The organism is Rhodococcus sp. NPDC056743 (genome assembly GCF_042790355.1).
Lineage (GTDB): Bacteria > Actinomycetota > Actinomycetes > Mycobacteriales > Mycobacteriaceae > Rhodococcus_F.
Window position 1 is genome coordinate 429,838 of the sequence record NZ_JBHTZI010000004.1, and the last position, 13,190, is coordinate 443,027.

At 60.6% G+C, this 13,190-nt stretch carries 12 protein-coding genes; 11 read left to right on the plus strand and 1 reads right to left on the minus strand.

The genetic code is table 11. The features are described 5' to 3' along the window. Nucleotides 1–52: 52 nt before the first annotated feature. From ACFRFQ_RS12010 to ACFRFQ_RS12060, 11 genes are all read left to right on the plus strand, one after another. The gene (locus ACFRFQ_RS12010; protein ID WP_378657268.1) at nt 53–970 is read left to right on the plus strand and encodes a 3-oxoacyl-ACP reductase; all 918 of its coding nucleotides are present in this window, start codon (nt 53–55) and stop codon (nt 968–970) included. 478 nt (nt 971–1,448) lie between these two features. Then, complete coding sequence (locus ACFRFQ_RS12015; RefSeq protein ID WP_378657271.1) at nt 1,449–2,213, plus strand: MlaE family ABC transporter permease; 765 nt, start codon at nt 1,449–1,451, stop codon at nt 2,211–2,213. Nucleotides 2,214–2,268: 55 nt separating this feature from the next. Beyond that, nucleotides 2,269–3,120: an MlaE family ABC transporter permease gene (locus ACFRFQ_RS12020; RefSeq protein ID WP_378657273.1), complete on the plus strand. Its 852-nt coding sequence runs from the start codon at nt 2,269–2,271 to the stop codon at nt 3,118–3,120. A 10-nt stretch (nt 3,121–3,130) separates the two neighbouring features. Then, nucleotides 3,131–4,312 (plus strand): MCE family protein, encoded by a 1,182-nt coding sequence (locus ACFRFQ_RS12025; protein ID WP_378657276.1) that lies wholly within the window; start codon nt 3,131–3,133, stop codon nt 4,310–4,312. Continuing rightward, complete coding sequence (locus ACFRFQ_RS12030; RefSeq protein WP_378657446.1) at nt 4,312–5,331, plus strand: MCE family protein; 1,020 nt, start codon at nt 4,312–4,314, stop codon at nt 5,329–5,331. The genes ACFRFQ_RS12025 and ACFRFQ_RS12030 overlap by 1 nt, the downstream gene beginning before the upstream one ends. Beyond that, entirely contained in the window at nt 5,328–6,386 is a 1,059-nt protein-coding gene (locus ACFRFQ_RS12035; RefSeq protein WP_378657279.1) for an MCE family protein, read from the plus strand. Before ACFRFQ_RS12030 ends, ACFRFQ_RS12035 begins: the two co-directional genes overlap by 4 nt. Then, complete coding sequence (locus ACFRFQ_RS12040; RefSeq protein ID WP_378657282.1) at nt 6,383–7,684, plus strand: MCE family protein; 1,302 nt, start codon at nt 6,383–6,385, stop codon at nt 7,682–7,684. Before ACFRFQ_RS12035 ends, ACFRFQ_RS12040 begins: the two co-directional genes overlap by 4 nt. Then, nucleotides 7,684–8,922, plus strand: a complete 1,239-nt coding sequence (locus ACFRFQ_RS12045) for an MCE family protein (protein ID WP_378657284.1) — start codon at nt 7,684–7,686, stop codon at nt 8,920–8,922. The genes ACFRFQ_RS12040 and ACFRFQ_RS12045 overlap by 1 nt, the downstream gene beginning before the upstream one ends. Continuing rightward, nucleotides 8,919–10,316, plus strand: a complete 1,398-nt coding sequence (locus ACFRFQ_RS12050; protein ID WP_378657287.1) for an MCE family protein — start codon at nt 8,919–8,921, stop codon at nt 10,314–10,316. The genes ACFRFQ_RS12045 and ACFRFQ_RS12050 overlap by 4 nt, the downstream gene beginning before the upstream one ends. After that, nucleotides 10,316–11,062: a hypothetical protein gene (locus ACFRFQ_RS12055; RefSeq protein ID WP_378657290.1), complete on the plus strand. Its 747-nt coding sequence runs from the start codon at nt 10,316–10,318 to the stop codon at nt 11,060–11,062. The genes ACFRFQ_RS12050 and ACFRFQ_RS12055 overlap by 1 nt, the downstream gene beginning before the upstream one ends. Further along, a complete protein-coding gene (locus tag ACFRFQ_RS12060; protein ID WP_378657292.1) occupies nt 11,059–11,592 on the plus strand; it encodes a twin-arginine translocation pathway signal in 534 nt (177 codons plus the stop codon). The genes ACFRFQ_RS12055 and ACFRFQ_RS12060 overlap by 4 nt, the downstream gene beginning before the upstream one ends. A gap of 57 nt (nt 11,593–11,649) precedes the next feature. Here the strand turns inward: ACFRFQ_RS12060 and ACFRFQ_RS12065 are convergent, their stop codons facing one another. Further along, the gene (locus ACFRFQ_RS12065) at nt 11,650–13,167 is read right to left on the minus strand and encodes a trehalose-6-phosphate synthase (protein WP_378657449.1); all 1,518 of its coding nucleotides are present in this window, start codon (nt 13,165–13,167) and stop codon (nt 11,650–11,652) included. Nucleotides 13,168–13,190: the final 23 nt, after the last annotated feature.

Consider the following 13,190-nt stretch of genomic DNA (forward strand, 5'->3'; position numbering starts at 1 on the left):
CTCCGCCGAGACGGTCGGGTTCACGATCGCACAGAACTGGGAGAACGCGTCGATGAATGCTGTGAAGAGCGAGGACACCAGTCTCGAGGGCAAGGTCGCCATCGTGACCGGTGCTGGATCGGGACTCGGAAAGTTCGAGGCCATCGCCCTGGCACAAGCCGGAGCGTCGGTGGTTGTCAACGATCTGGCGCCGAACGAAGCCGTCGAATCAACTCTCGACGAGATTCGTGGACTGGGCGCCAAGGTTGAGTTCGTTGCCGGCAATGTCGGCGAACGTTCCACCGCGGACGCGCTCATGGAGAAGGCGCAGGGCCAATTCGGCAGTGTCGACATCGTCGTCAACAATGCCGGCGTCGTCCGTGATCGGATGTTGTTCAACATGTCCGACGAGGACTGGGATCTGGTACTCGAAGTACATTTGCGTGGCCATTTTCTGTTGTGCCGCAACGCCGCTGCGTATTGGCGCGCAAAGTCGAAGGAAGCCGGCGCGCCGGTGTACGGACGCATCGTCAATACGTCGTCGGAAGCGGGATTGCTCGGGCCGGAAGGCCAGCCGAACTACGGCGCCGCCAAGGCCGGCATCACGGCGCTGACGCTCTCCGCCGCTCGCGGGTTGTCTCGCTACGGTGTGCGCGCCAACGCCATCTGCCCACGGGCACGAACGTCGATGACCGAGGGCGTTTTCGGTGACGCACCCGAGGATGGCATAGACCCGCTCTCGCCCGAGCATGTGGCGTCGTTGGTGTCCTATCTGGCTTCACCGGCGGCGGACGCAATCAACGGTCAGGTTTTTGTCGTCTACGGCCCGATGGTAGCGCTGATGGCGGCGCCCGTGGTGGAGCAGCGGTTCGATGCCGACGGGACGGCCTGGTCGCCCGAGTCGTTGTCCGTTGCGATCGGTGATTACTTTGCCGACCGGGATCCCGCCGCGATGTTCTCGGCTTCCGCTGCGCTTCGGGAGCTGGGCTGACGCACGTTGCTGCCGGCTTGCCCACGACACGAAACCCAAATTCACAGATATCGCAGTTGTTGTCGTCATTTTTGGTAGAAAGAGCATGGTCGCACGTCCGAATGGCTGATTTGTCGCGTTACGAGACTGTTGGTCTTCAAAAAACTGGACTGTGTTCCAATTTCGCACGTCGTTGACAGGGTGGTAGAACCGTCAACCAAGGCGCATCTTCTGGTTTTCTGCGACTGGCCGAAAGCGTCCAGTATCCGCCAAAAGTATTAATTTGCACGATAATTCGATGATTTTGTCATGAATGACGGACAATGTAAGGCGTGTTCGATTGACGGTTTCCCAGCCGTCGGATTGGGATATCCACGGTGATATGTACCCGTTTTTGACAGGTGAACACGTTCTAGTTAATATGACCTGAGTCACAAGCTGCCGGGGGCTGGACCATGCAAACAGACAGTGCTGCGGCAACAACAGACGAGGAGGACGGATGGTAGACCTCGTCGAGGTGCCATTACGGGCGGTCGGTGGCTTCTTTCAGATGTCAGCGGAAACCTTGCGGGCAGTCTTTTCTCGTCCCTTCCAGCGTCAGGAATTCATCGATCAGGCCTGGTTCGTAGCCAGGGTCTCGATGGTCCCCACCGTGCTGGTCGCCATCCCGTTCACCGTGCTCGTCAGCTTCACCATCAACATCCTGCTTCGGGAAATCGGCGCCGCCGACCTCAGTGGTGCGGGAGCTGCGCTCGGTACCGTCACCCAGGTCGGACCCATCGTCACTGTCCTGATCGTGGCCGGCGCCGGCGCCACCGCAATCTGTGCTGACCTCTCCGCCCGAACCATTCGCGAAGAAATCGACGCGATGAGAGTGCTCGGCATCAATCCGATCCAGCGGCTGGTTGTTCCCCGAGTGCTCGCGTCCACTGGAGTAGCCCTGCTGCTCAACGGTTTGGTCGTCACCATCGGCATTCTCGGCGGTTTCGTATTCTCGGTCTTCGTCCAGGACGTCAACCCCGGAGCATTTGTCAACGGCATCACGCTGCTCACAGGATTCGGCGAACTGATGCTCTCGATGGTCAAAGCCGGACTCTTCGGCATGATCGCCGGACTTGTCGCCTCGTATCTCGGGCTCAACGTCAAGGGCGGCGCCAAGAGTGTCGGCGATGCTGTCAACCAGACGGTTGTTTTCGCGTTCATGGCATTGTTCGTCGTCAACGTCCTCATCACCACCATCGGCATCAAGTTGACGGCCGGATGAGGCACACGGCAAGTGCGGGCACTGGGACACACCACGACGGACGGGAGACGGACTGATGGCACTGGCAGCAGCAGGACGCTTCCCGCGAACTCGCCGGCAGATCCGATCGGTCTCTCGCGGGGTAGACAGCATCGGTGACCAGGCACTGTTCTTCGCGAAAGCGATAGGACATGCGCCAAAAGCCCTGATGCGTTATCCGCGTGAGACGCTTCGCCTGATCGCCGAGATCAGCATGGGAACGGGCGCGCTTGCCGTCATCGGCGGCACCGTCGTGATCGTCGGCTTTCTGACACTCTTCACGGGCGGCACCATCGCCGTGCAGGGCTACAGCTCACTCGGCAACATCGGTGTCGAGGCGCTGACGGGATTCTTCGCAGCCTTCATCAACGTTCGTATCGCGGCTCCTGTCATCGCGGGAATCGGGTTGGCCGCCACCATCGGTGCCGGCTCCACCGCTCAACTGGGGGCAATGCGTGTCTCGGAGGAGATCGACGCTCTAGAGACCATGGCTATCCCGTCTATCCCGTATCTGGTCAGTACCCGCGTCATGGCCGGCATGATCGCCATCATCCCGCTGTACTCGCTGGCCGTGATCGCGTCGTTCATCGCCAGCCGCTTTGCCACGGTGTTCCTCTACAACCAGTCCGGTGGTGTGTACGACCACTACTTCACTACCTTCCTGATACCCACGGACATCTTGTGGTCGTTTGCCCAAGCGATAGTCATGGCCCTGGCCGTCATGTTGATCCACACCTACTACGGTTTCAATGCAACTGGTGGCCCGGTCGGCGTCGGTGTAGCCGTCGGTAATGCCGTGCGCGCCTCGCTGATTGCGGTTGTCACCGTCACTCTGCTCATTTCACTCGCCATTTACGGTGGGTCCGGCAACTTCAACTTGTCGGGATAGGGGCGAGACGATGACAGTTCCCAGTTGGCACAAGAAGCTTGCCGCGGCCGGTCTGATCCTCGGGCTGGCCGCCATCGTGGCCGTTGCACTCACCATGTTCTCGGGTGGCTTCACCAAAAGCACCCCCATCACGGTGACGTCGTCGCGCGCCGGCCTGGTCATGGAACCCGACGCCAAGGTGAAATTGCGCGGCGTGCAGGTGGGGAGCGTCGAATCCATTTCACTCGACGGCGACCAAGCCAGCCTCCAGTTGGCGATGTTCCCCGATCAGATGTCGAAGATTCCGTCCAACGCCGGCGTGGAAATCAAGTCCACCACGGTGTTCGGCGCAAAATACGTCAACATCGTGATCCCGGACGATCCGTCGAGCCAGCCGATTCAAGAAGGCGCGGTCATTGCCTCCGACAGCGTGACCGTCGAGTTCAACAGTGTCTTCGAACATCTTTCGGAGGTGCTGGCCAAGGTCGAGCCCGAGAAGCTGAACGCCACACTCGGAGCAATCTCGACAGCACTCAACGGCCGCGGCGAATCACTCGGCGAGGTTCTCGAATTGGGCGACACCTACTTGAAGAAGATGAATCCCACGCTGCCGCAACTGCAGGAGGATCTGGCCAGCGCGTCCACGGTCACCAACCTGTATGCGGACGTGGCGCCGGACCTCCTGCGCGTCCTCGACAATGCAACCACCACAAGCGGTTCGATCGTGGCCGAGCAGGCCAACCTGGATCTGCTGTTGCTCAACATCACCGGCCTCGCCAACACTGGTAACGCCTTGCTGACCGACAACGAGCAGGCCCTCACCACGTCCCTGGACACCCTGACGGCAACCACGACGCTGCTCGAGGAATATTCGCCCGGCCTGACCTGCTTCCTTGTCGGATTGAACGACGGCCGCATCAAGTTCGAGCCGATGGCAGGCACTGGCGACAAGGCGGCCTTGATGCTCAGTGCGAGCTTCATGTGGGGTGCAGAGGCGTACTCGAATCCGGAGTCCCTGCCGAAGGTCGCTGCGTCGGGCGGTCCGAATTGCTACGGCTTCCCCACTTTTGACCCGAAGGTCGACGGAAAATCTCCGTTTGCCGTCACGAACACCGGAAACGTTCCGTTCGTGCCCAACACGGAATTCGAAGTGACGGTTCCGACGATCTTCCAGTTCCTCTTCGGGGACTCCTACGAACAGGACCGGGAGTGATGAGACCGACAACGGTAAAATTCTTGATCTTCACACTCGTCATGTCGGTGATCTTTGCCGGTCTGGCAATTGTGTTCAGTCAGGTGCGATTCAGTAGCAGCAACGGGTTTCACGCGACATTTGCCGATGTTTCCGGTCTGAAGTCCGGAGACAAGGTACGAATCGCCGGTGTCCCGGTCGGATCAGTGACAGGCGTGTCCATCGACGACTCCAACCAGGCCGCGGTCACCTTCGACGTCGATACCCAGTACTCGTTGATGAAGAGCACCAAGGCGACAGTTCGCTACGAGAACCTGGTCGGCGATCGCTACATGGAGCTACTCGAGGGCACCGGGTCGACCGAAACCTTGTCGTCCGGTGGTTCGATTCCGGTCGACCAGACATCGCCGGCACTGGACCTGGACCTACTGCTCGGCGGGTTCAAACCGCTCCTGCGTGCGCTTGATCCCCAGCAGGTCAACGATCTTTCCGGAGCGCTGCTTCAGGTACTGCAAGGACAGGGCGGAACTCTGGTTTCGCTTCTCGGAAACACCAATTCGTTCACCAGCACGCTGGCAGATCGCGATCAGTTGATCGGCGACGTGATCACCAACCTCAACGACGTCCTCGGCACGATCAACGACAAAGGGGATCAGTTCTCCACTACGATCGACCAACTCCAGCAGTTGGTGAGCGGACTGGCACAGGACAGTGGTCCGATTGCGAACTCGATCACCGATATCGCCGGTGCAACAGGGGACCTCGCGTCTTTGTTGGGAGCCACTCGCCCCGATATCCAGACGCTGATCGGTGAAACCAACCGCACCATGACACAACTCGATCTGGGCAAGGAAGATATCAATACCACTCTGGCGCGTCTGCCTACGGATTACCAGAAGCTCATCCGAGTCGGAACTTACGGTTCGTTCTTCCAGTTCTACCTGTGCGCCAACACCTTTAAATTCTCCGGCCCCGACGGAACCACGATTATCCTGCCCACGGCAGTACAGACCACGGGAAGGTGTGCGAAGACAGAATGAGTCCTACCCGTGAACGAAATCCTGTACAGATCGGCATCGTCGGTCTGGTCCTGGCTGTCGCGACGGTCGGCGCCGCACTGCAATACGATCAATTGCAGTTCCTGTCCGGTGGAATCCGGCACTCCGCCTATTTCGCCGACGCCGGCGGCTTGGTTGCCGGTGACGACGTGACGTTGGCGGGTGTGAATGTCGGCAAGGTCAGCGAGGTCGAACTCGATGATCAAAGCGTGTTGGTCACCTTCACCGTCCAAGACGGCATTGCGCTCGGCGAACAGACGTCGGCCGACATCAAGACCAATACCGTGCTGGGCCGCAAGTCGCTGGCAGTTCGGTCCGAGGGGCCGGGCATGCTGCGTACCGGTACGCCGATTCCATTGGAACGCACGAACTCTCCGTACTCGCTCAACGATGCTCTCGGGGACCTGGGCACCACCGTGTCGGAACTCGACACGGCGCAGATCAACGATTCCCTCAACGCGATCTCGGATACGTTGGCCGACACCCCGCCTGAATTGCGGGGAGCGCTGGACGGCATGACGCGGCTTTCGCAGAGCATCAACGAGCGGGACGAGAGTTTGCTCCAATTACTCTCTCGCGCTGAGGATGTCACCAAGATTCTTGCGGACCGCAGCGGTCAGATCGACTCTCTACTGGTGGACGGAAACAAGCTGTTCGGTGAACTGAGCTTGCGCCGCGATGCGATCAGTGAACTGATCGTCAACACTTCGGCAGTGTCGCGTCAGCTCTCGGCGTTGGTGTTGGAGAACGAAGCTCAAATGGGCCCCACCCTGGAGAAGCTGAATTCCGTCGCCGAGGTACTCCAGAACAACAAGGACAACATCTCCGGCGCACTCGACGGTCTCGGTCCGTACATCACGGCACTCGGTGAAACCGTGGCAAGCGGACCGTTCTTCGACGCTTTCATCATCAACATTCTTCCCAGTAACTGGTGGAAGACGCTGGTGGACAGCAGTGTTGATCCCGAACAACTTCCGTCGGATCTCGAGGACTTCTTTCCCGGGATTCCGCCGACGACCAGGGGGCCAGGAGAATGACCGACACAACAGCCTCCACCGGTTCGCGTAAGAAGTGGGTACTGATCGGCGCCGTGGCACTGGTGCTCCTGCTGGTCGCTGCCGCGGCTTACCTTCTGATTCCGGGTCTGGGTAAGACCAAGGTCTCCGCCCACTTCGTCTCCACGACGGGACTGTACGAAGGCGATGTCGTTCGAGTTCTGGGCGTCAACGTCGGCAAGGTCACGAAGATCGAGCCTCGTGATCAGGACACCTACGTCGAGATGGTTGTCGACTCCGGCGTTGATATTCCCGCAGACGCAAAGGCTCTCATAATCGCGCAGAGTCTTGTCTCTGCACGGTTCGTTCAGTTGACCCCGGTGTACTCCGGGGGTGACCAGATGCCCGACGGCGGCGTCATTCCGATCGAACGCACCGCGGTCCCGGTCGAATGGGACGAGATCAAAACCGAGCTTGCCAAACTGTCGGAGGCACTGGGCCCGGAAGGCGTGGACGACGAAGGCTCATTGGGGCGCTTCATCAATACGCTCGGCGACAACCTCGAGGGCAACGGTGAGTCCATTCGGATGACGTTGCGCGAGTTGTCCGACACGATGCACACATTGTCGGAAGGCCGGACGGATCTCTTCTCGACTATCCGGAACCTACAGGCCTTCGTCACCGCGCTGTCCTCGAGTAACGAGCAGATCGTGCAGTTCAGCGGCAACCTCGCGTCAGTGAGTAGTGTGCTCGCCAGCAGTTCCGACGAATTGGGCACCGCCCTGAGCGATCTCGATCTTGCGGTCGGAGATGTCCAGCGGTTTGTCAACGACAATCAGGCCGGCCTGAGTGAATCGGTGGCGCGCCTGGCGGACGCAACCCAAGTGTTGACCGACAAGCGTCCGGAGATCGAGCAGGTACTCCACTCGGGCCCGACGTCGCTGGCCAACTTCTACCAGATCTACAAGCCGGCCCAGGGCAGCATGACCGGCGCGATCGCACTCAGCAACGTCAAGAATCCGATTCAGTGGATTTGCGGTTCCATCGAAGCCATCGACACCGGGGACGCCCAGAGAAGCGCCGACCTGTGCAAGGAGTACCTCGGCCCGGTGCTCAGCACGCTGATCGCCAACTATCCGGGGTTCTTGTTCAACCCGGTCTCCGGAGTTCAAGCCTTCCCGGACCAGATCGTCTACACGGAGCCAGGTTTGGAAGCGGCCGCAAATCAGGGCAAAGCCGCGTCCAGCCCGCAGGCTGCGGCCGGTCCGCTGGATGGTGTACCGATGCCCTCCGTTCCGAAAGACCTCACCGAACTCTTCAACATGGGGGGAGGCAACTGATGCGCGCCAGAGGTAAAGCGGTAGTGGTGGCACTGACGGTCGGCGTTGCTCTCGGCGCCAGTGGTTGCGAATGGAACGGACTGAACTCCGTACCCATGCCAGGCACCCAAGGGCGAGGCGAGGGGTCGTACGAGGTTCAGATCGAAATGCCCAATGTGACGACGTTGTCGCAGAACTCACCCGTTCGGGTGGACGACGTGGCGGTGGGCAGTGTCTCGAACATCGAAGTCCAGGGTTGGCATGCTCTGGTGACGGTGTCGCTCAACCCCGAGGTTCAGTTGCCCGCCAATGCCACCGCGAAGATCGGGCAGACCAGTCTGCTCGGATCTCAGCACATCGAGTTGGCGCCGCCGGTGGAAGAGGAACCGGAAGGGCGCCTCGAAGCCGGGGACGTCATTCCCCTCGAACGAGCGGGTGCCTACCCGACCACGGAGCAGACACTGTCTTCGCTATCCGTTGTCTTGAATGGTGGCGGACTCGCCCAGATACAGGACATCACGACGGAATTGAACGCGGCACTCGTCGGGCGCGAGGATTCTGTGCGTGACCTACTCCCGCAACTCGATCAGCTCGTCGGCAGCCTCGACAAGCAACGCGGAGACATCATTTCAGCGATGGAAGGAATCGATCGGCTGTCGTACACCGTCGAGGCGCAACGTGACACGCTGAACAAAGCGCTCGAGGGAATTCCCCCGGCACTGGACATCTTGGTGGCGCAACGCCAGGACATCACCAACGCGTTGACGTCCCTGGGTGGTTTGAGTGAGGTGGCCAGTCGTGTGATCAACGAAAGTGGCGATGACTTCGCCACCAACGTACGGTCACTGTCCCCGACTCTGAAAGCACTTGCCGATTCCGGTAACGCGCTGACTCAGGTACTCGGAGTTCTGCTCACCTTCCCGTTCCCACAGAACGGAATCGACAACGTCATCCGAGGCGATTACGCCAACCTGGCGATGACAATCGACCTGACACTGCCGCGACTCGATGCGAACTTCCTCACCGGTACACCGCTCGCAGGATCCTTGGGTGGCCCGGAAGGTGTTCTGGGCACGCAAGCCGGGCTGGGTGGGCAGGCAGGCAATCCGTTGAGCGATCCATTGAGGCCGGCCGCAGCTCCGGCTCCGGCTCCGGCTCCGACGGCAGAAGCGCCCGCTGCTGACCCGAACACGATTACGATTCCGGGACTCCCGCCGATCACCATTCCAGGACTTCCTCAGGGGGCACCAGCACCGTGATGCTCACAAAGTTCGTCCGCATCCAGTTAGTCATCTTCGCGGTACTCACCGTCATCGGTTTGGTCGTGATGGCAACGCAATACGTGCGGGTTCCGGCGATGATCGGGATCGGGCGCTACGCCGTCACCGTCGAATTACCGTCCACCGGTGGGCTGTACAAGAACTCCAACGTGACCTACCGCGGCCAGAGTGTCGGCGTCGTCAAGGCCGTCGAGTTGTCGCAAACCGGCGTGAACGCCCAGTTGTCCATGGACAGCAGTGTCGAGATTCCGGCTGACGTCGACGCGGTAGTCAAGAGTGTGTCCGCGATCGGTGAGCAGTTCGTCGATCTGATCCCGCACACCGACTCCTCCGGTGCGATCGTCGTATCCGGGCACTTGGAGGACGGCTCCGTCATTCCGGTTGATCGGAGTTCCGTTCCACAGGACGTCGGAGCGCTACTCGATCAAGCAGATTTGTTGCTGCAGAGTATCTCCGACACGAAGCTCAAGACCGTCATCGACGAATCTTTCAAAGCATTCAACGGTGCGGGACCGGATCTGCAGAAGTTGATCGACTCCGCTCGGTTGTTCGTAGAAGAAGCGAACAACAACTCCGATGCCACCAAGACGCTGATCGAGCAGGCCGGTCCGCTGCTTGACACCCAGATCGTGAGTAGCGACGACATCCGTTCGTGGACAAGCGATCTGGTGACCTTCACGGATCAGCTGCGGGCCAGTGACCCGGATCTGAGGGCAATTATCCAGAAGGGCCCGGCAGCGGCGTCCGAGGCCAACGCGCTGCTCCAGGATCTTCAGCCGACACTGCCGATCCTCCTGGCGAACCTGGTGTCCGTTGGCGAGGTAGGGGTGTTGTACAACAACGCAATCGAGCAGATCCTCGTGATCTACCCACCGCTGTCGGCAGCGCTCGTCACAGTCGCCGGCTCCGGTAACCCGGCGGACGGTGCCCTGGTCGACTTCCATCTCGAAGTCAACGATCCGCCGCCGTGCACCACGGGCTTCCTCCCCGCGGAGGAGTGGCGCAGTCCCAACGACGAATCACCGATCGCCACACCGTCTGACCTGTTCTGCCGCATCGCCCAGGACTCGCCGATCGCCGTGCGCGGAGCACGCAATCTGCCCTGCGCCGAATTCCCCGGGCGACGCGCAGCGACGGTGGAGCAGTGCCGGACCGGATACGTTCCACTGGGCACGAATCCGCAATCCGGACCGCCGGAACCGATCACGGCGACCCCCAGTTCCTATGCGTCGGAACCGGGCGTCACCGCGCGTCGGTACGATCCGACTACAGGCACGTACATAGGACCCGATGGAAGGACGTACTCGCAGCCGAAACTCGGTGCCGGCGGAGACATCAGTCTCGAAGAGTTCATGAAGGGTCAGCAAGGTTGATGAACGAAGAAGAACCCAACACGGGGCAGCGTGTGCGTCGTCGGGCGTCCCGGAACGCCGGACCGACCGGCGCAGATACAGGCGCAGCGTCGACGGTAGTGCCGAGCTCGGCGCAGGAACGCGTCGACCTGGTCAAGTCGGAACAGAGCGTCACTGCGGCGCACACAGCTACGGAAACGTCTCCGAAGATTCCGGAGGTTCTGGAGGTTCCGAAAACGTCAGCGAACTCCGAGTCTTCGGCTCCGACGGCAAAGCGGCCGACGTCTCGGAAGTTGATCGGCGGGATAGTTCTCGCATCCATTGTCGCGCTTGCGTTTGCGGTGGTGTCGGTACTGCTGTTGGTGGATCGCAGTAAGGCATCCAGCGCTGACGAAGAGCGGGCCGCATACATTGCGGGTGCGCGGACCACAGCGCTCAACCTGACCACTCTGCACTCCGAGACTGCAGGCGCCGATCTCGACAAGTTCCTGGCCGGCACCACCAAGGAATTTCAATCGCAACTCGACGGACGTAAGGATTCGTTTGTCGACGTTCTCGGACAGGTAGGTGTCCAGACCGACGGCGAGATCCTCGAAGCCGGACTCGAAAAGATCGACGGTGACTGTGGAACGTCGCTCGTCGCGGTGCGTGCACTGCAGAAGAACGCGGAGCAGCCCGAGCCCGAGGAACGTAATTATCGCCTGCGAATCACCATGTGCGATACCGACGGGCAACTCCTTGCCTCGAACGTGGAGTTTGTGCCATGACCCAGCAATCTGCAGAGACGAACACTACGTCCGCACGGGTGTCACCACTTGTCATAGTCCTCTGTGTGATCAGTGCGCTCGCCATCGCGCTGGCCGGACTCTCCGCGTATCTCTACTTCGGTCCGGACGGAACCAGGGATCTGGCCGCGACGGATAACACCAGGGACGAAGTGGTACAGGTTTCCTCGGACCAGGCAGTCGCGATGTTCCAGTACGACTACAACAACGTCGATCAGCAATTGCACTCGGCAACAGAAGGATTGACCGGTGATTTCGAGAATCAGTTCACCGAGTTGATCGAATCGGTGATCATTCCCGGCGCACAGGAGAAGGCGCTCACCGTCCAGGTTGTGGTACAGGGTGCGGCGATTCTCGATGCCGCACCGGATACCGCGACCACAATGCTTTTCCTCAATCAGATCACGACGTCGAAGGATTCACCGGAGGCGGTGGCCAGTGGCAGTCGGGTCAAGATGGGACTCGAGAAGCAGGATGGCCGCTGGCTGGTGAGCAGCGTTCAACCGTTCTGATCGACGCCTGCTCGACATAAAGAACCCGGCCGAGGGAATTTACCTCGGCCGGGTTCTTTAGTCGTTGTCGTCGACTTCCTGGGTCTCGTCCGGTGCGATCAGCGCGGGCCCAGCGGCGCCGCCGTGCGCGAGAGCGTCGAGGAACGAGCGAGCCCAACGGTCCACGTCGTGAGTGAGCACCTGACGGCGCAGGGCGCGCATGTGGCGTCGGCCGTCTTCCTTCGGCTGGTTCAGCGCTTCCACCATGGAATCCTTGACGTCGTCGAGGTCGTGGGGGTTGCACAGGAATGCCTGACGCAATTCTGCTGCCGCACCGGTGAATTCGCTGAGCAGTAGAGCTCCGCCCAGATCGCTGCGGCACGCGACGTACTCCTTGGCGACCAGGTTCATACCGTCGCGGAGCGGGGTGACCAACATGAGGTCGGCGGCAACAAAGAATGCGATCAGTTCGTCGCGGTCGACCGGTCGGTGGATGTAGTGGACAACAGGGCGGCCGACTTCACTGAACTCGCCGTTGATGCGCGAGACCATCTGCTCGATGTCACCGCGCATCTGGACGTAGCTTTCGACGCGCTCCCGGCTGGGAGTTGCCAACTGGATCATGACGGTATCGGCGGGATCGATCCGTCCGTCGATGAGTAGCTCGTGCAGTGCATTCAAGCGAACGTCGATGCCCTTGGTGTAGTCGAGCCGGTCGACGCCCAGCATGATCTTCTTGGGGTTGCCGATTTCTTTGCGAATCTGCTTGGCGCGGTCGCGAATTTCCTTGGAACGTGAGCGCTCGTCGAGCTTTCCGGAGTCGATGGAGATGGGGAATGCGCCGACGCGGACGGTGCGGAAACCCACTTGTACAACACCGAGTTTGGAGCGGACGCCGACATTGCCGCGTGAAGTTTGTTGTCCCGCAAGACGCCTGGCGAGGAAGAGGAAGTTCTGTGCTCCGCCGGGAAGGTGGAAGCCGATGAGGTCGGCGCCGAGGAGGCCCTCGATGATTTCGGTTCGCCACGGCATCTGCATGAACAGTTCGACCGGCGGGAACGGAATGTGCAGGAAGAACCCGATAGTGAGGTCGGGGCGCAGCATGCGCAGCATCTTCGGTACGAGCTGGAGCTGGTAGTCCTGGATCCAGACCGTCGCGCCGTTGGCCGCAGCCTTGGCGGTGGCTTCGGCGAAGCGGCGGTTGATCTCGACGTACGCGTTCCACCATTCACGGTGGTACTCAGGCTTGACGATCACGTCGTGATAGAGCGGCCACAGCGTCGCGTTGGAGAAACCTTCGTAGTATTCGTTGATCTCGGTAGCGCTGAGCGGTACCGGGTACAGCTCCAGGCCGTCCTCGACGATGGGGTTCATGTCGGCGTCGGCAACACCGGCCCAGCCGACCCACGCGCCTTGCTTGCTGCGCAGGATCGGTTCGAGAGCGGTCACCAAACCGCCGGGACTGCGCTTCCACCGGGTGGTGCCGTCCGGCAGCCGCTCGAGGTCGACGGGCAGGCGGTTCGCTACTACGACGAACTCGGCCTGCCCGGACACAGTTTCCTGCGGGGAAGGGGCACCTGCGTCGTCAGAGGGGATTGAGCTGGCCGATTCCGGACTGA

Coding starts and splice junctions, on each gene's coding strand:
- ACFRFQ_RS12020 (WP_378657273.1), top strand. CDS start 2,269: ATGGCACTGGCAGCAGCAGGACGCTTCCCGCGAACTCGCCGGCAGATC.
- ACFRFQ_RS12055 (WP_378657290.1), top strand. CDS start 10,316: ATGAACGAAGAAGAACCCAACACGGGGCAGCGTGTGCGTCGTCGGGCG.
- ACFRFQ_RS12040 (WP_378657282.1), top strand. CDS start 6,383: ATGACCGACACAACAGCCTCCACCGGTTCGCGTAAGAAGTGGGTACTG.
- ACFRFQ_RS12045 (WP_378657284.1), top strand. CDS start 7,684: ATGCGCGCCAGAGGTAAAGCGGTAGTGGTGGCACTGACGGTCGGCGTT.
- ACFRFQ_RS12060 (WP_378657292.1), top strand. CDS start 11,059: ATGACCCAGCAATCTGCAGAGACGAACACTACGTCCGCACGGGTGTCA.
- ACFRFQ_RS12030 (WP_378657446.1), top strand. CDS start 4,312: ATGAGACCGACAACGGTAAAATTCTTGATCTTCACACTCGTCATGTCG.
- ACFRFQ_RS12010 (WP_378657268.1), top strand. CDS start 53: ATGAATGCTGTGAAGAGCGAGGACACCAGTCTCGAGGGCAAGGTCGCC.
- ACFRFQ_RS12035 (WP_378657279.1), top strand. CDS start 5,328: ATGAGTCCTACCCGTGAACGAAATCCTGTACAGATCGGCATCGTCGGT.
- ACFRFQ_RS12025 (WP_378657276.1), top strand. CDS start 3,131: ATGACAGTTCCCAGTTGGCACAAGAAGCTTGCCGCGGCCGGTCTGATC.
- ACFRFQ_RS12015 (WP_378657271.1), top strand. CDS start 1,449: ATGGTAGACCTCGTCGAGGTGCCATTACGGGCGGTCGGTGGCTTCTTT.